Origin of the sequence: Qipengyuania sp. 902, assembly GCF_051195295.1 — a bacterium.
In the GTDB taxonomy this organism is placed as follows: Bacteria; Pseudomonadota; Alphaproteobacteria; order Sphingomonadales; family Sphingomonadaceae; genus Qipengyuania.
On record NZ_JBNJLJ010000002.1, the window covers coordinates 856,366 to 880,135 of the forward strand.

General features: G+C 63.9%; 24 protein-coding genes and 1 tRNA gene. 9 read left to right on the forward strand and 16 right to left on the reverse strand.

All coding sequences use genetic code 11. The features are described from left to right. Positions 1-3 precede the first annotated feature (3 nt). From ACSH0F_RS09310 to ACSH0F_RS09330, 5 genes are read left to right on the forward strand one after another with little or no spacing between them, the layout of a single operon-like run. Positions 4-540 carry a 2Fe-2S iron-sulfur cluster-binding protein gene (locus tag ACSH0F_RS09310; RefSeq protein ID WP_435202066.1) on the forward strand — a complete coding sequence of 179 codons (537 nt, stop codon included), beginning with the start codon at positions 4-6 and terminating at the stop codon, positions 538-540. Continuing rightward, positions 537-1,520, forward strand: a complete 984-nt coding sequence (locus tag ACSH0F_RS09315) for an FAD binding domain-containing protein (RefSeq protein ID WP_435202068.1) — start codon at positions 537-539, stop codon at positions 1,518-1,520. Before ACSH0F_RS09310 ends, ACSH0F_RS09315 begins: the two co-directional genes overlap by 4 nt. Beyond that, positions 1,517-3,706: a xanthine dehydrogenase family protein molybdopterin-binding subunit gene (locus ACSH0F_RS09320; RefSeq protein ID WP_435202070.1), complete on the forward strand. Its 2,190-nt coding sequence runs from the start codon at positions 1,517-1,519 to the stop codon at positions 3,704-3,706. The genes ACSH0F_RS09315 and ACSH0F_RS09320 overlap by 4 nt, the downstream gene beginning before the upstream one ends. Next, positions 3,706-4,557 (forward strand): XdhC family protein, encoded by an 852-nt coding sequence (locus ACSH0F_RS09325; RefSeq protein ID WP_435202216.1) that lies wholly within the window; start codon positions 3,706-3,708, stop codon positions 4,555-4,557. Before ACSH0F_RS09320 ends, ACSH0F_RS09325 begins: the two co-directional genes overlap by 1 nt. Next, positions 4,544-5,110: a nucleotidyltransferase family protein gene (locus tag ACSH0F_RS09330; protein ID WP_435202072.1), complete on the forward strand. Its 567-nt coding sequence runs from the start codon at positions 4,544-4,546 to the stop codon at positions 5,108-5,110. The genes ACSH0F_RS09325 and ACSH0F_RS09330 overlap by 14 nt, the downstream gene beginning before the upstream one ends. A gap of 88 nt (positions 5,111-5,198) precedes the next feature. On the opposite strand, the gene ACSH0F_RS09335 is transcribed toward ACSH0F_RS09330, so the two are convergent. Further along, a tRNA-Ser gene (locus ACSH0F_RS09335) sits at positions 5,199-5,288 on the reverse strand. 162 nt (positions 5,289-5,450) lie between these two features. On the opposite strand from ACSH0F_RS09335, the gene hspQ reads away from it, so the two are divergent. Next, a complete protein-coding gene (hspQ, locus tag ACSH0F_RS09340) occupies positions 5,451-5,831 on the forward strand; it encodes a heat shock protein HspQ (protein WP_305933147.1) in 381 nt (126 codons plus the stop codon). Positions 5,832-5,858: 27 nt separating this feature from the next. Here the strand turns inward: hspQ and ACSH0F_RS09345 are convergent, their stop codons facing one another. After that, positions 5,859-6,758, reverse strand: coding sequence for an ABC transporter permease (locus ACSH0F_RS09345; protein WP_435202074.1), 900 nt, complete (start codon positions 6,756-6,758; stop codon positions 5,859-5,861). Between the two features lie 71 nt (positions 6,759-6,829). Between ACSH0F_RS09345 and ACSH0F_RS09350 the strand changes: the two genes are divergently transcribed. Beyond that, the gene (locus ACSH0F_RS09350; protein ID WP_435202076.1) at positions 6,830-7,504 is read left to right on the forward strand and encodes a GcrA family cell cycle regulator; all 675 of its coding nucleotides are present in this window, start codon (positions 6,830-6,832) and stop codon (positions 7,502-7,504) included. Positions 7,505-7,575: 71 nt separating this feature from the next. After that, a complete protein-coding gene (locus ACSH0F_RS09355; protein ID WP_435202078.1) occupies positions 7,576-8,097 on the forward strand; it encodes a DUF1993 domain-containing protein in 522 nt (173 codons plus the stop codon). On the opposite strand, the gene ACSH0F_RS09360 is transcribed toward ACSH0F_RS09355, so the two are convergent. From ACSH0F_RS09360 to ACSH0F_RS09390, 7 genes are all read right to left on the reverse strand, one after another. Then, complete coding sequence (locus tag ACSH0F_RS09360) at positions 8,094-8,774, reverse strand: spermidine synthase (protein ID WP_435202080.1); 681 nt, start codon at positions 8,772-8,774, stop codon at positions 8,094-8,096. The genes ACSH0F_RS09355 and ACSH0F_RS09360 overlap by 4 nt on opposite strands. Further along, the gene (locus tag ACSH0F_RS09365) at positions 8,761-9,828 is read right to left on the reverse strand and encodes a sensor histidine kinase (RefSeq protein WP_435202082.1); all 1,068 of its coding nucleotides are present in this window, start codon (positions 9,826-9,828) and stop codon (positions 8,761-8,763) included. The genes ACSH0F_RS09360 and ACSH0F_RS09365 overlap by 14 nt, the downstream gene beginning before the upstream one ends. Before the next feature lie 100 nt (positions 9,829-9,928). Beyond that, on the reverse strand, positions 9,929-12,217 hold the full coding sequence (pnp, locus tag ACSH0F_RS09370; protein ID WP_435202084.1) for a polyribonucleotide nucleotidyltransferase: 2,289 nt from the start codon (positions 12,215-12,217) through the stop codon (positions 9,929-9,931). Between the two features lie 178 nt (positions 12,218-12,395). Further along, positions 12,396-12,665, reverse strand: a complete 270-nt coding sequence (rpsO, locus tag ACSH0F_RS09375) for a 30S ribosomal protein S15 (RefSeq protein WP_278328052.1) — start codon at positions 12,663-12,665, stop codon at positions 12,396-12,398. 5 nt (positions 12,666-12,670) lie between these two features. Beyond that, positions 12,671-13,669 carry a tRNA pseudouridine(55) synthase TruB gene (gene truB, locus ACSH0F_RS09380; RefSeq protein WP_435202086.1) on the reverse strand — a complete coding sequence of 333 codons (999 nt, stop codon included), beginning with the start codon at positions 13,667-13,669 and terminating at the stop codon, positions 12,671-12,673. Continuing rightward, a complete protein-coding gene (locus tag ACSH0F_RS09385; protein ID WP_435202088.1) occupies positions 13,666-14,358 on the reverse strand; it encodes a site-2 protease family protein in 693 nt (230 codons plus the stop codon). The genes truB and ACSH0F_RS09385 overlap by 4 nt, the downstream gene beginning before the upstream one ends. A 24-nt stretch (positions 14,359-14,382) precedes the next feature. Beyond that, entirely contained in the window at positions 14,383-14,961 is a 579-nt protein-coding gene (locus tag ACSH0F_RS09390) for a thymidine kinase (RefSeq protein ID WP_435202090.1), read from the reverse strand. A 100-nt stretch (positions 14,962-15,061) separates the two neighbouring features. Between ACSH0F_RS09390 and ACSH0F_RS09395 the strand changes: the two genes are divergently transcribed. After that, on the forward strand, positions 15,062-16,801 hold the full coding sequence (locus ACSH0F_RS09395) for an AbgT family transporter (protein ID WP_435202092.1): 1,740 nt from the start codon (positions 15,062-15,064) through the stop codon (positions 16,799-16,801). A 3-nt stretch (positions 16,802-16,804) separates the two neighbouring features. Here ACSH0F_RS09395 and rbfA read toward each other — a convergent pair whose 3' ends face one another. The 7 genes from rbfA to rimP are packed head-to-tail and all read right to left on the reverse strand — an operon-like array spanning position 16,805 to position 23,670. Continuing rightward, positions 16,805-17,206: a 30S ribosome-binding factor RbfA gene (gene rbfA / locus ACSH0F_RS09400; RefSeq protein WP_435202094.1), complete on the reverse strand. Its 402-nt coding sequence runs from the start codon at positions 17,204-17,206 to the stop codon at positions 16,805-16,807. After that, positions 17,206-17,748, reverse strand: coding sequence for a DUF1697 domain-containing protein (locus tag ACSH0F_RS09405; protein ID WP_435202096.1), 543 nt, complete (start codon positions 17,746-17,748; stop codon positions 17,206-17,208). Before ACSH0F_RS09405 ends, rbfA begins: the two co-directional genes overlap by 1 nt. Next, complete coding sequence (locus ACSH0F_RS09410) at positions 17,745-18,167, reverse strand: PaaI family thioesterase (RefSeq protein ID WP_435202098.1); 423 nt, start codon at positions 18,165-18,167, stop codon at positions 17,745-17,747. The genes ACSH0F_RS09405 and ACSH0F_RS09410 overlap by 4 nt, the downstream gene beginning before the upstream one ends. After that, entirely contained in the window at positions 18,164-20,680 is a 2,517-nt protein-coding gene (gene infB / locus ACSH0F_RS09415) for a translation initiation factor IF-2 (protein WP_435202100.1), read from the reverse strand. The genes ACSH0F_RS09410 and infB overlap by 4 nt, the downstream gene beginning before the upstream one ends. Positions 20,681-20,739: 59 nt before the next feature. Next, positions 20,740-21,459 carry a DUF448 domain-containing protein gene (locus tag ACSH0F_RS09420; protein WP_435202102.1) on the reverse strand — a complete coding sequence of 240 codons (720 nt, stop codon included), beginning with the start codon at positions 21,457-21,459 and terminating at the stop codon, positions 20,740-20,742. Further along, positions 21,440-23,104, reverse strand: a complete 1,665-nt coding sequence (gene nusA, locus ACSH0F_RS09425; protein ID WP_435202104.1) for a transcription termination factor NusA — start codon at positions 23,102-23,104, stop codon at positions 21,440-21,442. The genes ACSH0F_RS09420 and nusA overlap by 20 nt, the downstream gene beginning before the upstream one ends. Next, entirely contained in the window at positions 23,104-23,670 is a 567-nt protein-coding gene (gene rimP / locus ACSH0F_RS09430; RefSeq protein ID WP_435202106.1) for a ribosome maturation protein RimP, read from the reverse strand. Before rimP ends, nusA begins: the two co-directional genes overlap by 1 nt. Positions 23,671-23,770 lie beyond the last annotated feature (100 nt).

Below are 23,770 nucleotides of genomic sequence, written 5' to 3' on the forward strand. Positions count from 1 at the left end.
GCGATGGTTCTACAGGGACAGGAGGTGCGCTTGGCTGATACAATTACCGTAAACGGAACCGCTTATCCCATTCCCGACGATCCGCGTGTCAGTCTTCTCGACTTCCTGCGCCAGCACATCGGCCTGACCGGCACGAAGAAGGGCTGCGACCATGGCCAGTGCGGCGCTTGCACGGTGTTGGTCAACGGCGTCCGGATCAACAGCTGCCTGACGCTCGCGACCATGCACGATGGCGACGATGTGACGACCATCGAGGGTCTTGGCACACCCGAGGAGCCTTCCGCCCTGCAGCGCGCATTCGTCGAACACGATGGCTATCAATGCGGCTATTGCACCCCCGGCCAGATCTGTTCGGCCACTGCCATGCTGGAGGAAATTGCCGCCGGTTGGCCCAGCGATGCGAGCGAAACATTGAACGGCAAGGTCCGCTTGTCCAGCGAGGAAATCCGCGAGCGGATGAGCGGAAACCTGTGTCGCTGCGGCGCTTATGCGAATATCGTGGCTGCGATCGAGGACGTGGCAGCGGGAGACCGCTCATGAGGCCGTTCCAATACACCCGAGCGCCTTCGCTGGCCGAAGCTTCGAATTTAACCGCGGGCGAAAATACGCTGGCCATCGCCGGCGGGACCAACCTGCTCGACCTCATGAAGCTGCAGGTGGAAACGCCGGGCCAGCTGGCCGACATCAATCGGCTGGGGTACGCGGATATCGAGGACACGGATGACGGCGGCCTGCGGCTCGGCGCGCTCGCCACGAATACCGAGACCGCCGTCCATCCGCGCGTGCGTTCCGATTATCCGGTACTCTCACGCGCGATCCTGGCCGGAGCGACGCAGCAATTGCGTAACAAGGCCACCAACGGCGGCAATTTGTGTCAGCGCACGCGGTGCTTCTACTTCACCAATATCGACCAGCCCTGTAACAAGCGCGAGCCCGGCAGCGGTTGCGGCGCGATCGACGGGATCGCGAAATTGCACGCGATCCTTGGCACGAGCGACCAGTGCATCGCCACCTATCCGGGCGACATGGCAGTGGCTCTGAGCGCGCTCGGCGCAACGGTCGAGATTTCCGGCGACAAGGGCGAGCGCAGTGTTCCGGTACGCGACTTCCATTGCTTGCCCGGCGATACGCCATGGATCGAAAACATCCTTGAGCGTGGCGAAATCATTACCGGCATCGTCCTTCCTGCTCCCGTGGGCGGTACGCAAATCTATCGCAAGGTGCGCGAGCGTTCGTCCTATGCCTTTGCGCTGGTTTCCGTAGCCGCCATCATAGAGCTGACCGACGGCAAGTTTTCGCGCGCGGACCTCGCTTTCGGCGGGCTGGCGCACAAACCGTGGCACGATCCGCGCGTCGGAGAATGCCTGCTGGGCCAGGTTCCTTCGGATGCACTGTTCGACAAGGCTGCCGACATCCTGCTGGAAGATGCGCGCGGGTTTGGCGAGAACGACTTCAAGATACCGCTGACACGGCGCACGCTTCACGCCGTCCTTTCACAGGCGACGGAGGACGCAGCATGACGGTCCATTTCAAACAGGACGAACCCGACAATTCCAACCGCCTCGACGGCATGAAGCAGGGTGTGCTGGGCAAGCCCATGCCGCGCATCGAGGGGCTGGCAAAAGTCACCGGAACCGCGCCCTACGCGGCCGAATATCCGGTCGAGAATTGCGCCGAAGGTGTCTTGGTCACAGCCACGATTACACGCGGCGAGGTCACGTCCATCGATCGTAAGAGCGTGCTTTCCATGCCCGGCGTGATCGCGGTGATCGACGACGAGAAGCTCTGCACCCGCGCGGCACAGGGAACGGCCAACGAAGCGCCCATGCAGGGACCGGCGCAGGTCTGCTACTGGGGCCAGCCGATCGCTCTGGTGGTGGCCAAAACCTTCGAACAGGCGCGCGATGCCGCCAAGCACCTCAATGTCGAGTATCGCGTGGAAGAGGGCGCCCCCCTCGATCCCGGCGAGGTCGAACCGGAGGAGCAGGAGGACGAGACGGTTCACCAGGGCGATCTCGCGCACGCGATGGCCGAGGCCGCGCACAGCATCGACGTGACCTACACCACCAAGGGCCACGCGTCCGCCGCCATGGAGCCGCACGCTGCAATCGCCGAGTGGGACGGCCACAAGCTGACCGTCCATGCTTCGCTTCAGATGCTCAACTACAACATCACCGAACTGGCCGATGCGCTCGATATGGAAGAGGACGATGTCCGCCTCATATCCCGCTATGTTGGGGGCGGGTTCGGTTCCAAACTGGGGATCAGCGAGGAAGTAGTCGCAGCTGCGCTGGCGGCGAAACAGGTTGGCCGCCCGGTTCGCGTCGTGCAGTCGCGCCAGCAGGTTTTCCAGACGGTCATGCGCCGGTCCGAAACCACGCAACGTCTGCGTCTGGCGGCCGACGACAATGGAAAGCTTGTCGGATTCGGTCACGAGGCCTTGGTCTCAAACCTCCCCGGCGAGAGCTTCGCCGAGCCTGTGCTGCAATCGTCGCACTTCCTCTATGGCGGCGAAAACCGCGAACTGATGCTCAATGTCGCCCGCATCCACCGCATGACGGCGGGGTCGGTGCGCGCTCCAGGCGAGGCGGTGGGCATGCCGGCTCTCGAAAGCGCGATGGATGTATTAGCGGAAAAGGTCGGGATCGATCCGGTCGAGCTGCGCCTGCGGAACATACCCGAAGACGATCCTGAAGAAGGTCTGCCGTTTTCCTCTCACAAACTCGCCGAATGCCTGAAACAGGGTGCCCAGGCTTTTGGTTGGGAGAATGGCCCGCGCAAACCGCGCCAGCGGCGCGAGGGCGAATGGTGGATCGGCATCGGCATGGCCAGTGCCGCCCGCGTGCACAATGTCTCAGAGGCGAAGGCGCGCGTGACGCTGAAAGCCGATGGGACGGCACTCGTCGAAACCGACATGACGGATATCGGCACCGGGACCTATACCATCCTCGCACAGATCGCCGGAGAGATGCTCGGACTCGATCCGAAGCGGGTTCTTGTCGAACTGGGCGACACGCGCCACCCGCGCGGGCCCGGCTCAGGCGGAAGCTGGGGAGCGGCTTCGATCGGCTCGGCGGTTTACGTCGCATGCAAGGCGATCCGCGAGGAACTGGCCACAAAGATCGGCACGAGCGAGGACAAACTCGAGCTAAACGAAGGCAGAACCCCTACCGGTGAATCCCTGACAGACCTTCTCGAAGGCAAGGACCTCGCCCGCGAGGGCCACTACGAGCCGGGCGATATCGAGGATGATTACACTGCCTCCGGCTTCGGTGCGTTCTTCGCCGAAGTGCGCGTCAACCACTACACCGGCGAAACCCGTGTTGACCGCATGCTCGGCGCATTCGGCTTCGGGCGCGTGCTCAACGCCAAGACTGCCCGCTCGCAATGCATCGGCGGCATCACCTGGAGCATCGGCCTCGCGCTGACGGAGGCACTGGAGTTCGATCCGCGCGACGGGCACCTCGTCAACTGCGACCTTGCCGAATATCACGTGCCCGTTCATCGCGACGTCCCCGATTTGGACGTGGTGCTGGTCGAGGAACGTGATGGCGCGGCCAGCCCGATCCAGGCCAAGGGCATCGGCGAACTCGGCATGTGCGGCGGAGCGGCAGCCATCGCCAACGCGATCTACAACGCCTGCGGGGCGCGGCTATACGATTACCCGATGACGCCGGATCGCGTTCTCGCAGGGATGCCCGATTGATGCTCGCCGAATATGCCGGTGAGACCGTGCGGGACGAGGATCACGTGGCGCTCACTGCAGCCAGTGAGCCGGGGGTCGGACTCTGCACTATCGTCGGGATCGAAGGTAGTTTCTCGCGGCAGAAGGGTGCGCAGCTTGCTGTGCGACCGGACGGTTCGACGGTAGGCGATCTGGCCGACACTTGCCTTGAGCGGCAATTGGCCTCCGACATCGAGGTTTGCAAAGACCGGCAAGTTGTCCGCTACGGACGTGGCTCTTCCACAATCGACTTCCGACTCCCCTGTGGCGGCGGTCTGGATATCTTGCTCGATCCCGCGCCGGATCGTGCGGAAATTCGTAAAACGTTGGAAACGCTGCGACAGCGCCTACCCGCCCGAATCCGCTATGCCTGTGATGACTATACGCTTCAGCGGACATACTATCCTTCGCTCAAGATCATTGCCATCGGTGAGGGCCCTGAGATCGAAGCCGTAGCCTCTCTGTGCGAAGCCATGGCGATAGAGACCGAAATCGTTCGAAAGGATGATCTGACGCTAGGTCGGATGCCGGACACCCTCTCTTACGATGCGTGGACTGCCTGCCTCTTGCTGTTTCATGATCACGAATGGGAATTGGCCCTGCTCAAGCAGGCTCTGACGAGCGCGGCCTTCTACATCGGTGCGCAGGGCGGAGAGATGGCGCGCGCGAATCGCCATCTGGCGCTCGTCGTACGCGGGCTTGGCGAAGAATGCGTCGCGCGGCTGACAAGTCCGGTGGGGCTCATCCCCAACTGCAAGTCGCCGCGGTCACTGGCGCTTTCGGCAGTCTCCGAAATCGTCGCCGGTTACGAGCAACTGCGTGCGTCGCCTTGAAAAAAAGACCGCCGCCGTGCTGCTCGCGGCCGGCCGGGGAGAGAGGTTCGGGGGCGGCAAGCTGACGGCCGATTTACGGGGACGCCGCCTGTGGGAGTGGGCAGCGGAAGCCGCCGAAGCGATCGACTTTGCGGAACGCATCCTCGTAGTCGCGCCGGAAAGCGCTCTACGCGCTCGTCCCGGCTGGATGAAGGTCGAAAACTCCGATGCAGCAACGGGAATGGGCAGCTCGATCGCGACGGGCGTGGCTGCAGTATCCGCATGCAAGCAGGTTGTCATAATGCTGGCCGATATGCCGTTCGTTACGCCAGATCACCTCGCGCGCCTGGCGGGTGCAGGCGGGCCTGCATTTTCCAGCTATGAGGGAGGCATGCCGGGCTGCCCTGCAGCTTTCCCACGATCGGCTTTCGCGCAGCTTCGAGGACTGAAGGGCGAGCGGGGTGCGCGCAGTCTCGAGCTTGGTGAGATCAGTCTCATCTCACCGTCGGACGGTCGCGAACTAGCCGATATCGACACGGTTCGAGACCTCGAGAAATTGGCCTCGGACACATAGGCTGTCGCGCCGACGCCGCTGTGCGATCCTTCCCACCTCGGCAACCATCGCTCGTAACTGGATAAAAGGTCTGCGCGGCAAGGCGACATGGCGGAGAGGGAGGGATTCGAACCCTCGATAGGCTTGCACCTATACTGCATTTCGAGTGCAGCGCATTCGACCACTCTGCCACCTCTCCGCATGTCGGGTGCGCTTCCGGGCGAAGGCCCGCGGTCGAAGCGAGGCGCGCCGATTAGCGGAGCCGCCCGGCCTTGCCAAGCCCTTTCGGGTGCGAATTTGGGGGATGGGCGGCCTCGCCCACCTTGTTTACTTGCCGCAGCGCACCATATTCTGCGGAGATATGGAACGCGCACAATTCTTCTCCGCCCAGGCCGGTCGCACGATCGAGGCACCGCGCCGCGCCAAGACCCGCTTTGCTATCGGCGATGTGGTCAAGCACAAGGTGTTCGATTTTCGCGGAGTGATCTTCGATATCGATCCGGTCTTCGCCAATTCCGAGGAATGGTACGCGGCGATCCCGGAGGATATCCGGCCCGACCGCGACCAGCCGTTCTACCACCTGCTCGCGGAGAGCGACGAGAACAGCTACGTCGCTTATGTCAGCCAGCAGAACCTGCTGAACGATGCGGTTAGCGGCCCGGTCGAGCATCCGGACGTGCACGTCTATTTCCAGCAGTTCGAAAGCGGTCGCTACCGCATGCGGCGCAGCCTGACGCACTGATCGCGACCGGGCGCGCAGCGCGCTTAATCAGCTTTTGATCTTCCAGCCGGATTTGAGCAGTTTGTAGGCGACTACCGCCAGCACGGCGTTCAGCGCCAAGAGACCCAAAGCCGCCCATGCGACGTGCGTTGCATCGCCGATATCGCTCTGGCCGAGAAATCCGTAACGGAAGCCCGAGATCACATAGAAGAACGGGTTAGCGCGGCTGACCGCCTGAAATGCAGGCGCGAGACGGTCGATGATGTAGAACGTGCCGGACAGCATCGCGAGCGGCGTGATGACGAAATTCGTGACTGCTGCGTTGTGATCGAACTTCTCCGCCCAGATCGATGCGATAAGGCCGAGTATCGCCAGCATCGCGGCTCCCATCAGGCCGAACCAGACCACCGCCCAGGGATGCGCCATGGCGAGGCTGACGCCGGGATAGAGCGCCATGGCTGCGGCCACGACGAAGCCTACCGCGATCGCGCGCGTGACGGCAGCGCCGACGATGCCGATCATCAGCTCGCCTTCGGAGAGCGGCGGCATCAGCAGGTCGATAATCGTGCCCTGAATCTTGCCCGACAGCAGCGAAAAGCTCGAATTGGCGAAGGAATTCTGCATCATTGCCATGGCGATCAGGCCGGGGGCGACGAAGGTCGGGAAGTTGACGCCCAGCACCTCGCGCCCGCCGCGCCCCAGGGCGACCGAGAAAATGACGAGAAACAGCAGCGTCGTGATCGCAGGAGCCCAGATTGTCTGGGTCTGCACCTTGAGAAACCGCCGGACCTCCTTAATATAGAGGCTCCACAAACCCACGCGGTTGATGCCGGTGATGACCGGCTTGCCACGTTCGGCGAACCGGCCTTTCGCAGCGCCGCCATCCTCGACGAAATTTGCGTCGGGTTGCTCGGCGCCCGCGGGGGCAGGATTGACTTGATCGGCCATGGCTGCGCGCCTAGGGCCACGTACCCCGTCTTGGCAAGCTCCGGACGGCCAGGACTATACAGGATTCACGAATGAGCTGGACCGACGAACGGATCGCAACACTCAAGAAGATGTGGGAAGGCGGATCGACTGCCAGCCAGATCGCGGAGGAACTCGGCGGCGTCAGTCGCAATGCGGTCATCGGCAAAGCGCACCGCCTCGGCCTGAAATCACGCCCCTCGCCGGTGAAAGCTAACGAGAAGAAGAAGCCAGCGCCCAAGGCGAAGGCCCCGCCAAAGCCGGCCCCCAAGGCCGCGCCCAAGCAGCCCGCCCCGAAGGCAGCTGCACCGGCAAAGCCCGCCGCTGCGCCGGCACCTGCGCCCAGCGCGGCGGTCCCGTCGCAACCGCTGCCCGACAAGCGGCCCGACTTGCCCAAGATCGTCTCCGTCGGACCCGGCGGCTTCCTGCGCCAGGGGCCGGGCGATCAGCAGCCGCCGATCCCGCCGGCTCCGCCGCGCCGCCTGGTGCCAGCAAAGCCCGATCCGTCCATCGCCGACAAGACCAGCCTGCTCGATCTGTCCGACAAGGTCTGCCGCTGGCCGATGGGCCATCCGGGCGAGCCCGATTTCCATTTCTGCGGAGAAGCCGTGAACCCCGGTTTCCCCTATTGCGTCGAACATTGCGGCCGCGCGTACCAAGCACAGCTTCCGCGCGGTGCGCGCCGTCCGCCTCCGCCGCTGCCGTTCGGCGGCCCGCGGGTCCGCTAAAATCCATTTTCCGATAGGCCCGGCAGTCACGCGACCGCCGGGCCTTTTCTTCAGACCGACCGGAGTTTGCCATGCCTCTTTCGCTTCACGCCGCCTATGTCCCAAATGCGCTGCAAATGTTGGGCACCGCGCGACACCTCGTCGACACGGCAGAGAAATGGTGCGGCGAGAACGGCGTTTCGGAAGCCGAGATCATCGGCGCGCGGATCATCGAGGACATGCTGCCGTGGTGCTATCAGGTGAAATGCGTTGCCGAGCATACGCAGGGCGCGATCGAAGGCGTACGCGCAGGCGTCTATTCCCCCGATCTCAATCCGCCGCCGACGACGTTCGATGCTCTGCGGGAGAAGCTGTCGCGGGCGAAGGACGCGATGGAAGCTCTGTCCGAGGACGATATGGAAGCCTTCATGGGCCAACCGATGCGGTTCGAGTTCAAGGATCGCCGCATGGACTTCGATGCCGAGGATTTCCTGCTCAGCTTCAGCCAGCCGAACATCTATTTCCACTGCGCGACCGCTTACGACATCCTGCGCATGAAGGGGGTCCCCGTCGGCAAGGGCGATTTCATGGGCCGCGTGCGGATCAAGGCCTAGCGCTTGCGGGCGAACCAGATCGTGTGGCGCGGCCCCTTGTTATTCGGTCGCGCGCGCACTTCGCGCACCTCCACATCGAAGCCGCTTTCTTTCAGGCGCACAGTAAACTTGTGGTCGGGCGCGGCGGACCAAACCGCCAGAATGCCACCCGGCCGCAGCGCGTCGCGCGCCTTGCCGAGCCCGGTCTTGCTGTAGATACGATAGTTGGCATCGCGCACGATCCCGTCGGGTCCGTTGTCGACGTCGAGCAAGATGGCATCGTACTTTTCGCTGGTGCCGTCATTGGCATCGTCGATCAGCGCGGCGACATCGCACAGTACCACTTCTCCGCGCGGATCCGCGAGACTCTCACCGGTAAGATGCGCCAGCGGTCCCTTCGCCCAGTCGAGAATTTCCGGCACGATCTCCGCCACAGTTACTGATCCACCTTCCGGCAGCCGGTCGAGCGCCGCGCGGTAGGTGAAGCCCATGCCGTAGCCCCCGATCAAGACGCGCGGTTTCGCCGCATCGAGCTCGGCCAGTGTCAGCACCGCCAATTGCTCTTCGGAGAACTGCATCCGCGTGCCCATCAGCTCGTCGCGGCCGAGCATGATGATGAAGTCACGGCCATGGCTGACAAGCGTCAGTGTTTCGCCGTCGGGCACTTCGGCGGTCGCCAGGGTTTCACGCGGCAGCATCGATGATCCCTTCGGATTGGGGAATGACCAGGCGCGCGATGGCACCCTTGCCATCTTCCCGGTTGGACAGAGTGAATTCGCCCTTCAGGCTACGGGCGAGGCTTGTGGCGATACGCAGACCGAGGCTGTCCGCCTTGTCCAGCGCAAAGCCGGGCGGCAGGCCGGTGCCTTCGTCCTGAATGCAAATGATGTAGCACGGCTCATCATCGGCTCGGTCCACGACCGTTACTTCAAGCGACCCACCTGCGTCGGCATAGCCATGCTCCACGGAATTGCTGATCGCCTCGGCTACGACCAGCGCGGTCGAAACCGCATGTTCGGTCGCAAGCTTACCGCTCGCCCGGGCATCGAAGAGATAGTGGATGTCATTGCGGCCCGAGGCGTCCAGCGTATCACGCGCGATACGGTCGATATAGCTGGCCAGCGACAGCTGCGCGCCATCGGCGCTGTAGAGAGTACGTTGCAGCCGCCCCACAAGGCCAAGCCGCCGGGCCGCGTCGGTCAGGGCCTGCTTGCCGTCGCCATCACTCAGTCCGCGCTGCTGCAGATTGAGTAGCGATGAGATCATCTGGATGTTGTTGCCGACCCGGTGCTGCAACTCGTTGAACAGCATCTCGCGCGTTTCCGCGAGCTGGCTGGTGAGTTGCTGCTCCAGCGCCAGCCGCGCATTGGCGATCTGCATCCAATGGACGAGCGCGATATCGACAACGACGATCCCGATGAAAAAGAGCAGCGCCACCACGGCGCGATAGTCGAGCGCAAAACTATCCAGCGGCGGGATGAAAAAATACCAGCTCAACAGTCCGCACAGGACTGCAGCGAGCGCCCCAGGGCCAACGCCGAAGAAGAAGGCAGTCAGAATGACCGGGGGGAAGAAAGTGATGTAGGGAAAGCCTTCGGGCAAGGCTCCACCAACCGCCCAGCGGACCAGCAATCCTGCGAAGCTGGCGACGATCGCGACGCCATAGCATATCCACGGGCGGCGCTTGGCGAGCGGCAATCTCTGCAGGAAGGTGAGACTGTCCGGTGGCAAGTCCCGCAGCGCCCTGAACATCGACCCTGGTATCTCCTCGCCCAAAAAATCAGGCCGCTAACGGAAGGGCCGCGAAGGTCTATACCCTCGCGGCCCCACATTGCCAAAAAGGCGTTGCAGATCAGTCCTTCAGGAAGTCCGGCACGTGGGCTTCGCCGCCCCCGTCCTTGTTCCCACCGCCGTCGCGATCGCGACGCGGGCCACCGCGACCGCCGCGACGATCGCCGCCACGGCCGCCGCCGCCACCGCGCGGACCGCGATCACCGCGCGGTTCGCGCGGCGGGCGGGTGTCTTCCAGCTCTTCGCCGGTTTCCTGGTCGACCACGCGCATCGACAGGCGGACCTTGCCGCGGTTGTCGATCTCGAGGACCTTGACCTTTACTTCCTGGCCTTCGCTGACAACGTCGGTCGGCTTTTCGACACGCTCGTTCTTCATTTCGCTGACGTGGACGAGACCGTCCTTGCCGCCCATGAAGTTCACGAATGCACCGAAGTCGACGATGTTGACGACCTTGCCGGTGTAGATCTTGCCGACTTCCGCCTCTTCGACGATGCCCTCGATCCACTTCTTCGCAGCTTCGATCTCATCGGCGTTGCTCGACGAAATCTTGATCACGCCTTCGTCGTCGATGTCGACCTTGGCACCGGTTTCGGCGACGATCTCGCGGATCACCTTGCCGCCCGTGCCGATCACGTCGCGGATCTTCGACTTGTCGATCTGCATCGTTTCGATACGCGGAGCATGCTTGGACACTTCGCCGCGCGAGGAACCGAGCGCCTCGGTCATCTTGCCGAGGATATGCGCACGACCGGCCTTCGCCTGCTCAAGCGCGGTCTGCATGATCTCCTGCGTGATGCCGGCGACCTTGATGTCCATCTGCAGGGACGTGATGCCCTTTTCCGAACCTGCCACCTTGAAGTCCATGTCGCCCAGGTGATCTTCGTCACCGAGGATGTCGGACAGCACGGTGAAGTCGCTGCCTTCGAGGATCAGGCCCATGGCGATGCCGGAAACCGGCCGCGCCAGCGGCACGCCGGCGTCCATCATGGACAGGCTTCCGCCGCACACCGTCGCCATCGAGCTCGAGCCGTTGGACTCGGTGATGTCGGACAGGACGCGGATGGTGTAAGGAAACTCCTCGTGATCGGGCAGGACCGGACGCAGCGCGCGGAATGCGAGCTTGCCGTGGCCGGTCTCGCGGCGGCTGGTGAAGCCGAAGCGGCCCACTTCGCCGACCGAATAGGGCGGGAAGTTATAGTGCAGCATGAAATTGCTGTACGACAGGCCTTCCAGACCATCGATCATCTGCTCGGCATCCTTGGTGCCAAGCGTGGTGGTGCAGATCGCCTGCGTTTCGCCGCGGGTGAACAGCGCCGAACCGTGCGTGCGCGGCAGCAGGCCGACCATCGCCTCGATCGGGCGAACTTCGTCGGTCTTGCGGCCGTCGATACGCTGGCCGTCCTTCAGGATCGCCTTGCGCACGATGTCGCTTTCCAGCTTCTTCACGAGCTTCAGGCGGCCCATGTATTCGGCCGGATCGCTCTCTTCCAGATCGGCGTAATGCTCGCGCGCCTTGGCACGGGCATCGTTGACCGCGTCCTGACGCTCGGCCTTGTTGGTGATCTTGTAAGCCTTCGCCAGATCGTCGCCGATGACGCCGCGCAGCTCTTCGAGCTTGGCGGTCTTGTCTTCGACCGGAGCGAGTTCCCACGGATCCTTGGCGGCCTGTTCAGCGAGATCGATGATCGCGTCGATGACCTTGCGGCTTTCCTCATGCGCGAACATGACGGCGCCGAGCATCTGCTCTTCGGTCAGTTCCTTCGCTTCGGATTCGACCATCATCACCGCGTCCTGCGTCGCAGCGACGACGAGGTCGAGATTGCCGTTTTCGCCCAGGGCATCGGCAACGGTCGGGTTGAGAACGTAATTGCCATCATTGTCGAAGCCGACGCGCGCGGCGCCGATCGGACCCATGAAGGGCAGCCCGCTGATGGTCAGCGCAGCCGATGCCGCGATCATCGCGACGATATCCGGCTCGGTCTCGCCGTCATAGGACAGGACCTGCGCGATGACGTTGATTTCGTTGTAGAAGCCTTCCGGGAAGAGCGGCCGCACGGGGCGGTCGATCAGGCGGGAGGTAAGCGTTTCCTTCTCCGTGGCGCGGCCTTCGCGCTTGAAGAAGCCGCCCGGGATACGGCCCGCAGCGGAGAATTTTTCCTGGTAGTGGACGGTAAGCGGGAAGAAATCCTGCCCTTCCTTCACACTACGCGCGGCGGTCACGGCGCACAGCACCACGGTTTCGCCATAGGTGGCCAGCACGGCGCCGTCTGCCTGACGGGCGATCTGGCCGGTTTCGAGGGTGAGGGTCTTTCCGCCCCACTCGATCGATACGGTTTTCTTGTCGAACATGTATTTTCCTAAATGACCCGCCGCGCCTGATTGCATCGGCGGGGCCTACTGTGCCGGGGATACCGTCCCGGTCCGGTTCGGGGCGCTGTTTCGGCCCCATTGTCCGCTCCGGAGCCGAATTGCCCAAGAGCCGGATAGCAAGAGGGGCAGCCCTTCCGAGCCGCCCCTCCCGAAACTCTTATTTACGAAGACCCAGCTTCTGGATCAGCGCGTTGTACCGCTCGACGTCTTTCTTCTTGAGATAGGCGAGCAGGTTGCGACGCTTGTTGACCATCATCAGGAGGCCGCGACGCGAGTGGTTGTCCTTGTGGTTGGACTTGAAGTGCTCGGTCAGGTTCTTGATGCGCTCGGTCAGGATGGCGACCTGGACTTCCGGCGAACCGGTGTCGCCCTTGCCCTGCGCATTGTCCTTGATGATCTTCTGTTTGTTCTCGGCGGTAACCGACATGCATTTTACTCCGCGACATCCGGTAGGTTGAAGCCCCGCACGACCTTGGCCGAGCCTCCGCTGAGTTCCATCAGCGCCACCGGCACATCGTGCAGTGTGGCGAGGTGGAGCCCGTCGGTATGGGGCAAGTCCGACAATACCCGGCCCTGGCGGACCGCCTGCGCGCTTGTCGGGTCGAGGGTGAGGACCGGGATGTCGTCCAGTCCGGCCTCCAGCGGCAGGAGAAGGTTTTCAAGGCCTGCGCCCTTAGCGTTTTTCTCCAGCGTGTCCAGCGAAATCGCCTGATCTTCGCGGAACGGACCGGCCTTGATCCGCCTGAGATAAGTCACATGCCCCAGCGTTCCAAGGGCGCGTGCGATGTCCCGTGCCAGCGAGCGGATGTATGTGCCTTTGGATACATGCGCCACAAGGGTCACGCTGTCGGCCAGTTCGAGTGGGGCTTGCGGATCGTAGGGATCGGGTCGACCGGCCGTGGTCGCGAAGACGGAGCGCAGCGGCGCGTCCTCCCGCTCGCCATCGAAGCCGAGTTTGTAGATCGTGACGCGGCGCGTTTTCATCTCCACATCCTCGCCCGCCCGCGCGCGGTCGTAAGCGCGTTTGCCGTCCACCTTCACCGCGGAATAGGCGGGCGGAACCTGCTCGATCTCACCGGTAAAATGCTCCAGCACGGCAGCGATGGCCGCCATCGGCGGGCGGCGATCGGTTCGCTCGGTGACCTCGCCTTCGGTGTCGAGCGTGTCGGTCTCCTCGCCGAACTGGATCGTGAAGGCATAGATCTTGTCGCTATCGAGCATGCGCCCGGCAAGCTTGGTCGCCTCGCCCAGCGCGATCGGCAGCACGCCTCCGGCCAGCGGATCGAGCGTGCCGCCATGGCCGACCTTGGTCTTGGCATAGCCGCCCTGCCGCAACAGTCGTTTGACCGCACCCACGGCCTGCGTCGAACCGAGGCCGCGCGGCTTGTCGAGCACTAACCACCCGTGCGGCGCAGGTTTAAGATCGCTCATCCGCCGACGATCCGGGCGATGCCGTCCGCAACCGAATAGAAGAGGCCACTGATCCATTCGACCGGCGGCAGGATCGTGTTCTCGATCCAGCGCGCATTGGGGAAAGCCCACGTCGCCGCGATCAGGACGACGAACACCAGCATGCCCATCGCTTGCAGCTTTTGCCACTGGTTCGCCCAACGCCGCGGCATGAGCCCGCCGACGATATGCGAACCGTCGAAAGGCGGGATCGGGAGGAGGTTGAAGAACGCGAGAAACGCATTGATTATCACGAAGGCACCGAACGCCGTCATGGCCCATTCGGGCAGCGCCGTTCCCCAGCTCGTCGCCAAGCCGGAAGCAAGGCCGATCACGATGGCACCGGCGAGCGCGAGCAGGAGATTGGTCCCCGGTCCCGCTGCCGCCACCGCCATCATCCCGAAACGCGGATTGTCCAGCCGCCTTGCATTGACCGGCACCGGCTTGGCCCAGCCGAAAATCGGCCCGCCGAACAATGCCAGTGCGCCGGGCACGATGATCGTCCCGATCGGATCGACATGGCGGATCGGGTTGAGGCTGAGCCGGCGCTGCTCTTTCGCAGTCGGATCGCCCAGCATCAGCGCCACCCAGCCATGCGCCACCTCGTGAAACACGATGGCGACGATAAGGCACGGTACGAGCACCGCCGCGAGGATGAGAGTGTCGATCATGCGGGTTAGATAGGGAGGCCGAGACTAACCCGCCAGCGCTTCGACGAAGTGTCTCCGACACATGGCAATATAGCGATCGTTGCCGCCGATCTCGGTCTGCGCGCCCTGACTTACGGCCTTACCGTTTTCATCGACGCGCAGGTTCATCGTCGCCTTCCGGCCGCAATCGCAGACGGCCTTCATCTCCACCAGCGCGTCCGCAATGCCTAGCAGCGCCGCGGAGCCGGAGAAAAGCTCGCCCTGGAAATCGGTCCGCAAGCCGTAACACAATACAGGAATGCCGCCATCGTCCGCCAAGCGCGCGAGCTGCCAGACCTGCTCGCGCGTTAGGAATTGCGCCTCGTCCACCAGCACGCAGGCGATGGGATTCTCGGAATGGTCGGCAAGCACGCGCGCTTCGATATCGGTATCGGCCTCGAACCGGTGCGCGTCGCTAGCCAGCCCGATCCGGCTGGAGATCGCGCCAAAGCCCGGCCGGTCGTCCAGCGCTGCGGTCCACAGCGAGACTCGCATGCCCCGCTCGCCATAATTGAACGCGGTCTGCAGCAGGGTCGAACTCTTCCCCGCGTTCATGCTCGCATAATAGAAATAGAGCTTGGCCATCGCCCCGCTCTAGCCTCGGGCGCGCAAGGTGTTAAGGAGGGCGTCAGACAGGATCGGGGATGACGCCCCGACGAAACAGAACAAGACGACAGGGATCTTTATGGCAAGCGCGGCAGCGACGGCGGGAAACACCCAGAGCGGTTTTCTGGGATGGATCGAGCGGACGGGCAACAAACTGCCGGACCCGGTCTTCATCTTCTTTTACCTGATCCTCGCCCTTGTTGCGATCTCGATGATAGCAGCGCTGGGCGGTGTGTCAGCGTTTCACCCCACTGCCATCGACGAGGCTACCGGCAGCGCCCAGCGGATCGAGGCGGTCAGCCTGCTCTCGCCGGAGAATATCCAGCGCCTGTGGGTCGAAATGCCCGCGACGTTCACGCACTTCCACCCGCTTGGCTACGTGCTGGTGGTGATGCTGGGCGCGGGCGTGGCAGAGCGCTCCGGCTTCTTCGCCGCGGGGATGTCCAAGACGGTCAAGGCTGCGCCGAAATCGCTGCTGACGCCCGTCGTGGCGCTGGTGGCGATGATCGGCAACCACGCGGCTGACGCGGGCTATGTCGTGCTGATCCCGCTCGCAGGCATTCTGTTCGCCGCTGCCGGACGCCATCCGCTGGCCGGTATCGCGGCGGCCTTTGCCGGGGTGTCGGGCGGCTTTTCGGCCAACATCTCGCCCGGCCAGCTCGACGCGCTGCTGTTCGGCATTACCGAGGAAGCGGTCAACGCAAGCGCGCTTGACCCCGCCTGGACCGCCAATATCGCGGGCAACTGGTATTTCATCGCTGCGATGACTGTCATCTTTCTGCCGATTATCTGGTACGTCACCGACAAGGTGATCGAGCCGCGGCTGGGCGCGTGGACCGGCGGCGCGCAGGCGGGGGCGGCCACCGCGAATGCGGATCACGTGACCGGCACGGCCAGCGTTACCGAAGACCTGAGCGACGAAGCGGCGACACACCATGCCTCCGACGGAGACGATCTCAGCCCCGACCCGAGCGATCACGAAGGCGCTCTGGCATCGAAGGGATTGCGCGCCGCCGGCCTCGCCGCTTTGTTCGTGGTGGCACTGTGGGCGGTCATGGTGTTCGCGCCCGGCACCCCGCTGGTCAACGAAGCCGCCTGCGAGGGCATTCCCGCCGCAGACTGCTCGATCCACGCCGAACTCGATCCGTTTTACAAGTCGCTGGTCGCGGCGTTCTTCCTGCTCTTCCTGTTGACGGGCTGGGCCTATGGCCGCGCGGTGGGCACGATCAAGAACCACCGCGATCTCGTCGAAATGATGGCCGAGAGCATGAAGGACATGGGTTATTACCTCGTCCTCGCCTTCGCCGCGGCGCATTTCGTGGCGATGTTCGGGTGGTCGAACCTTGGCCTGATCAGCGCGGTGCATGGCGCGGCGGCGATCCAGTCGACCGGCCTTCCCCTGCCGCTGGTGCTCGGTCTGATGGTGCTGTTCACCGGCCTGCTGAACCTGTTCGTGGGCTCGGCAAGCGCGAAGTGGGCGCTGCTCGCCCCGATCCTGGTGCCGATGCTGATGCTGCTCAATATCAGCCCGGAAGGCGCGACCGCCGCCTATCGCGTCGGCGACAGCGCGACCAATATCATCACTCCGCTGATGGTCTATTTCCCGCTGATCCTGGTATTCGCCCAGCGCTGGCAGAAGGACTTCGGTCTCGGCAGCCTGACCGCGATGATGATCCCCTATTCGATCTGGCTGCTGGTATCGGGCACGGTGCTGATCGTGCTGTGGTTCTACCTCGGCATCCCGCTGGGGCCGGACGCGCCGGTGGGATACGCGCTGCCCGAGATGGCAGCACCCGCAGCCCCGGCGATTATGGAGTAGAGCTTACTCGTCGTCGTCGAGGTCGCGGGCGACCTTGGGGTCGTTCAGCAGTTGCTCGATCCGGTCGGCCTCGTCGAAGCTTTCGTCCGGCTGGAACGACAGTTTCGGCGCGAATTTCAGGCCCAGCCGCTTGGCGACTTCCTTTTGGAAGAAGGCGGTGTTCGTGCGCAGTGCCTTCAGCACCTGCGCCTCGTCCTGGCCCAGCAGCGGCTTCACATAGGCTTTCGCATTGCGCAAATCGGGCGTCATCCGCACTTCGGTGACGGAGATATTCGAGGCGCGCAGCACATCGTCATGCGCCTCCCCACGCGCGAGCAATTCGGACAGGATATGCCGCACCCGCTCGCCCACCTTGAGGACGCGGACCGATTGCTGTTCGGGGGTGGAATGCTGGTGCTTGGCCATCAGGCGAACTCTTCCATTTTCGCAAGGATACGTTTGAGCGAGGTCATATTGCGCGCCGTGCCCCGGCAGCCGAGGCGTTTTTCGATGAAGCGCCCGGTCAGGTCCGACACGCCGACCCCATGGACGTAGTCGAGATAGAGCACGCGGTCGCCCAATGCGAGCCGCTCGGCGCCGCGATCGCGATGTGCGTGCAGCAGGGCTTCGAAGCCGCCCTCGTCCGGCTCGCGCGGCAGGAAGATGGTGTGGACCATCTTGTCCGACCCGTCGCCGTGGAAGGGGTTGTCCTGAATCGCCGAGCGCACCTCGGCGACGGTCCTGACGACGACGAAGCCTGCGATGCCGAACTCGCGCTCGATAAGGGTCGCGATGCGGGCGGCGAGATCGGCTTCACTGTCATCGCTCGACAGGATGACGTTTCCGCTCGCCGCCACAGTCTCGACCCGGCCGAAGCCATCCGCCGCCAGACGCTCGCGGAGATCGGCCATCTTGATACGATTGCCGCCGATATTGATGCTACCGAGCAGCGCGAGCCGCGTCGTCACGTCTCGCTTCCCGGCCTCAGCGTGGGAATCGCGGTGCTGGTCGATCGCGCCAGCAGATTGCCAGCTTCGTCGAACAATTCGCCTTCGAGGAAGATCACCCGCCGCCCGCGCCGGATGACGCGGCCCTTGCCGATCAGCGGCCCGGCCATCACCGGGCGGAGCAGCGTCATGGTGATGTCGAGGTTGAGCGGGGCCTCGCGCTGTTCCGTCGCCCAGACATGCGCCCAGCCCATCACCTCGTCGAGGAAGCCCGCGACCAGACCGCCCTGCACGCCCCCGCGCGGCGTGATGAAGCTGTCGGGTGCGGTGAAGCGGAGCGTGATTTCCTCACGCTCCGCATCGAAATGATCGAACTCGACGCCCATGAGATCGGCATGCGCCGCCCCATGGTTATGCGGTCTATCGGTATTCGCGTTCACAGCGTGCGTTCACGCTCCTCGACCTCGAACACCTCGAGTTGGTCGCCAGCCTGGATGTCGTTGGTATCGGCAAGCACAACACCGCATTCGAGACCGGCGCGGACTTCGTCCACGTCGTCCTTGAAGCGGCGGAGCGAGGCGATGGTCGTGGCCGAGACGATGACATCGTCGCGCGTGAGGCGTGCGTGCAGCCCCTTGCGGATGACGCCCTCTTCGACCAGCAGACCGGCCGCCTTGTCCTTCTTGCCCGAGCGGAACACTTCCTTGACCGCGGCACGGCCGACGACGTTCTCGATCCGCTCCGGACCAAGCTCGCCTGCCATCTCCTTCGCGATTTCCTCGGTCAGGTGGTAGATGACGTCGTAATACTTCATCTCCACGCCGTCGCGCTTCACCAGCTCGCGGGCCTTGGCGTTCGGACGCACGTTGAAGCCGATGATCGGCGCATTGGACGCTGCTGCCAGCTGGACGTCGCTCTCGGTGATCGCACCCACGCCTGCATGCAGCACGCGAACCTTGATGAGGTCGTTGCCGAGATTGTGCAGCGCGGTCGTGATCGCCTCGACCGAACCCTGCACATCGGCTTTCACCAGCACGGGGAATTCGACAAGGTTCGATGCGAGGTTGTTGAACATCGTATCGAAGCTGGTCGGGGCGAGCGCGGTGCGCTTCTCGGTCGCCTTTTCCTGACGATATTCGGCCACTTCGCGAGCCCGCTGTTCGTTCTCAACCACAGTCAGCACATCGCCTGCGCTCGGCACGCCGCCGAGGCCAAGGACCTCGACCGGCATCGAGGGCCCGGCCTTCTTAATCTGCTTGCCATGATCGTCGACGATCGCGCGGACACGGCCGCTCTGCGTCCCGACGACGAAGGTGTTACCACGCTCCAGCGTGCCGCGCGTGATGAGCACGGTCGCTACGGGGCCACGGCCCTTGTCCAGCTGAGCCTCGATCACGGTCGCCTCGGCCATGCGGTCGGGGCGGGCCTTCAGTTCGAGCAGTTCGGCCTGCAGTGCGATCTTTTCAAGCAGTTCGTCCAGTCCGGTCTTCTCCTTGGCGGAGATTTCCACGTCCTGCACATCGCCCGACATCTTCTCCACGATGACCTCGTGTTCGAGCAGGCGGTTGCGGATGTTGTCCGGATTGGCCTCCGGCTTGTCCATCTTGTTGATCGCCACGATCATCGGGACGCCGGCGGCCTTGGTGTGATTGATGGCCTCGATCGTCTGCGGCATGATGCCGTCGTCGGCAGCCACGACCAGCACCACGATGTCGGTCACATTGGCACCGCGCTGGCGCATTTCGGTGAAGGCTGCGTGGCCCGGCGTGTCGAGGAAGGTTACGGCATCGCCGCCCTTCGTCTTCACCTGGTAGCTGCCGATATGCTGGGTGATGCCGCCGGCTTCGCCCTTCACGACATTTGCGCCGCGAAGCGCGTCGAGCAGGCTGGTCTTGCCGTGGTCGACATGGCCCATGATGGTGACGACCGGCGGACGCGGCTTCAGCGTCTCTTCCGGATCGACGTCCTCTTCGGCCTGAATGTCGACGTCGGCCTCGGAGACCTTCTCGATATTGTGACCGAACTGCTCGACCAGCAATTCCGCCGTATCTTGGTCGATCGTCTGGTTGACGGTGACCATCATGTCGAGATTGAAGAGCTCCTTCACCAGATCGGCGCCCTTTTCGCCCATGCGCTTGGCGAGTTCGCCGACGGTAATCGCCTCGGGGACCACCACGTCGCGAACCTGCTTCTCGCGCGGCTTGTTGGAGCCGCCGCCCTGCATGCGGCGCTCCTTTTCGCGCGCACGCTTGAGCGCGGCGAGGCTGCGGGCGCGGCGGCCTTCGTCCTCGTTGAGCGCTTTCTTGACGGTGAGCTTGCCGGAGCGACGCTTGTCAGGCGTTTCCGCGCTGCGAGCAGGCTTGTCGTCCTTCTTTTTGCGCTCGGGTTTCTTGATTTCCGGGCGTTTGACGGGTGTGAATTTGCGCGGCGCAGGCGCGGGCGTGCCGCCCTCGGCGGGTGCCGCCTCTGCCTCGGCGGCCGCTTCCTCGGCTGGCGCGTCCTTCGGTGCCTTGGCCTCTTCCTTCGCCTTCTTCGCGGCTTCAGCCTCGGCCTTCTTGTTGTCTTCGGCGCGCTGCTTTTCTACCTCGGCAGCCTGCTTGGCTTCCTGGTCTTCGCGCTTGCGGGCCTCTTCGGCCAGACGCAGGCGCTCTTCCTCGGCCTCGCGCTGGAGGCGCGCGACGCGTTCCTGCGGCGTTTCGCCGGCCGGGGCTTTCTTGGGCGCAGGCTTCTTCGCTGCCGGGGCAGGCGCGGGAGCCGGTGCAGGCGCAGGCGCGGGGGCGGGAGCCGCCTCGGGCGCCGGGGTTTCGCCCGGTTTCACGAGCTTGCGGCGGCGCTTGACCTCGACCGCCACCTTGTTGGTGCGGCCGTGGCTGAAGGTCTGCTTGACCTCGCCCGGTTGCGCACCCTTCAGGGTCAGCGGTTTACGGGCCGGTTTCTTGTCGTCGTCGCTCATTCTTGCTCGTTTCTCTTCGATCTAATCGTTCAATTCGTCATCCGGCGTGCGCAGCCCGGTCAGGCCTCGGCGCGCCTGTATTCGGCGGGCACATCGTGCCCCATGTAAAGCATGAGGCGCACAAGGGGCTTGAGCACTCGCGCGGCCGCAGCATCATCGGCCAGCGCCAGATGGACGACATTGTCGCGGCCCAATGCCACAGACAATGCGTCGCGGTCCAGTGTCAGGATCAGCCCCCGCTTCCCCGAACCTTCCATAGCGCGCCCTACGCGCCAGGCCTGGTCCAGCTTCTTGCGCCCGTCCTCGCTCGCGTCGCTGGCGTGACACAGCAGCGCCACGCCCCCCGCCCGCGCCGTCTCGGCGATGCGTTGGGTGCCCAACATAAGGTGCCCGACGCGCATTTCGAGGCCCAGCCGGTCGAGGACGACGCGGGTCAGCGCATCTTCGACCATTTGCGGCAGCTCTTCGGGGATCTCGAGGTCGCCGGTCTTGAACGCGCGCGACAGTCCGGCCTTCAGCTTGCCGTTGCCTTGCGCGGCCTCGATCGCCGCGCGTTCGCTGCATACCCAGGCCCCGCGTCCGGGCGCCTTCTCCTGCGCATCGGGCAGGACGAGGCCGGAAGGGGAGACCGCCAGCCGCAGCAGTGAGGCGCGCGGCTGGGTCTCGCCGGTCAGGATGCAACGGCGTTCCGGACAGGTCCTACCGGGCTCGGAAGCGTTCCGTGCCTTGGGCGTGTCGGCGATGTCGGACGTCAGGCGCTCATTGGGTGGAGTCCGCATCGGCGGCCTCCTGGGTTGCGGTGTCCTCGACAGGAGCCTCTGCAGGTTCCTCGTCCTCGAACCAGTGCGCGCGGGCAGCCATGATGATCTCGTTGCCCTGCTCTTCGTTCAGGCCATACTCGCCCAGCACGCCGCCCTTGTCCTGCTCGCGCTGCGGACGGTCGCGCCGCATCGGCGGGCCATCGGCATTATTGCGGCGACGCGGAGCTTCGCGCTTCTTCTGGATGAGTTCGTCCGTGGCGAGATCCGCCAGATCGTCGAGCGTCTTGATGCCCGCCTTACCCAGCGTGACAAGCATGGCCTCGGTCAGGTGCGGCAGCTCGGCAAGATCGTCCTCGACGCCCAGCTCGCGGCGCGTTTCGCGGTGCGCGGCTTCCTGGCGCTCGATCGCTTCCTGAGCGCGGCTCTGAAGTTCCTCGGCGAGGTCTTCGTCGAAGCCCTCGATCGAGGCAAGTTCCTCGAGTTCCACATAAGCAACTTCCTCGAGCTCGACGAAGCCTTCGGCGACGAGCAGCTGCGAGAGCGTTTCGTCGACGTCGAGTTCTTCCTCGAACATCTTGGAGCGCTCGGCGAATTCCTTGCTGCGCTTCTCCGAGGCTTCTTCCTCGGTCATGATGTCGATCTGGTTGCCGGTCAGCTGGCTGGCGAGACGCACGTTCTGGCCGCGGCGGCCGATGGCGAGCGACAGCTGGTCATCGGGTACGACGACCTCGATGCGGCCCTCTTCCTCGTCCAGCACGACGCGGCTGACGGTGGCCGGCTGCAGTGCATTGACGATGAAGGTCGCACCGTCTTCGGACCAAGGGATGATGTCGATCTTTTCGCCCTGCAGTTCCTGCACGACGGCTTGGACGCGGCTGCCTTTCATGCCGACGCACGCGCCGACCGGGTCGATGCTGCTGTCGTGGCTGATGACGCCGATCTTCGCGCGGCTGCCCGGGTCTCGGGCGGCGGCCTTGATCTCGATGATGCCATCGTAGATTTCGGGCACTTCCTGCGCGAACAGCTTGCGCATGAAATCGGGATGCGCGCGGCTGAGGAAGATCTGCGGGCCGCGATTGTTACGCTCCACCTTGGTAATCAGCGCGCGGACACGCTCGCCGACACGGGCGGCTTCGCGCGGGATCTGCTGGTCGCGGCGAATGACGCCCTCGGCGCGGCCGAGGTTCACGATGACGTGGCCGAATTCGACCGACTTGATCACGCCGGTGATGACTTCGCCGGCGCGGTCCTTGAATTCCTCGAACTGGCGCTCGCGCTCGGCATCGCGGACCTTCTGGAAGATCACCTGCTTGGCGCTCTGCGCGTCGATGCGGCCGAGATCGACCGGCGGCAGCGGATCGACGATGAAGTCGCCGATCTTGGCATCGTCCTGCAGCTTCTGCGCGGCCTTCAGATCGACCTGCTTGAAGTAGTCCTCGACCTCTTCGACCACCTCGACGACGCGCCACAGGCGCAGATCGCCGGTCTGCGGATCGAGCTTGGCGCGAATGTCGTTTTCCGCGCCGTAGCGGTTGCGGGCGGACTTCTGGATCGCCTCTTCCATCGCTTCGATCACGATGGCCTTGTCGATCATCTTTTCCGATGCGACCGCATTGGCGATCGCGAGGAGTTCAGCCTTGTTGGCGGAAATGGCACTGGCCATCAGTCGTCTGCCTTTTCTTCTTCAGTTTCGACGATTTCGTCGGCACCGCTCGTATCGAGCGGCTGGGTGGCGGCAATCAGTTCGTCGGTCAAGACGAGCTTCGCCGAATGAATGAGATTGCGGGGGAAGCTGACCTCGCCCGCCTTGTAGTCCTCGATGACCACCATGTCGCCGTCCAGGCCCCGGAGCTCGCCCTTGAGGTTGCGATGCCCGTGGACTTTCTCGGTCAGCGATATTTTCGCCTCGTGCCCCGCCCAGTTCGCAAAATCCTTCGCGCGGGTCAGCGGACGGTCGATGCCGGGGCTGGAGACTTCGAGATGGTAGGCGCCCGGAACGAGGACCGTACCCTCTTCCTCGAGCGCATCGAGCCGGTCGGAGACGCGACGCGAAAGGGCGGCGCATTGTTCAATCACCAGCTGCCCAGTCTCCGGGTCTTCCGCCATGATCTGCAGGGCCTGCCCGCCATCGCCGGCTTCCGACGGCATCATCTTCACGCGCACGAGCTCGAATCCCAGGGCCTCGGCCTCGGGTTCGATCACTTCTGTCAGTCGCGCGATATCAGCCATCTGGTCTCCGGTACGATAGACATTGCGGCAACGACCTTTGGTGCCGGCCCCTCGCGGCGCCAGCCCGTCAGTGTCGCGACAATGTCGGGATGACGGCCAT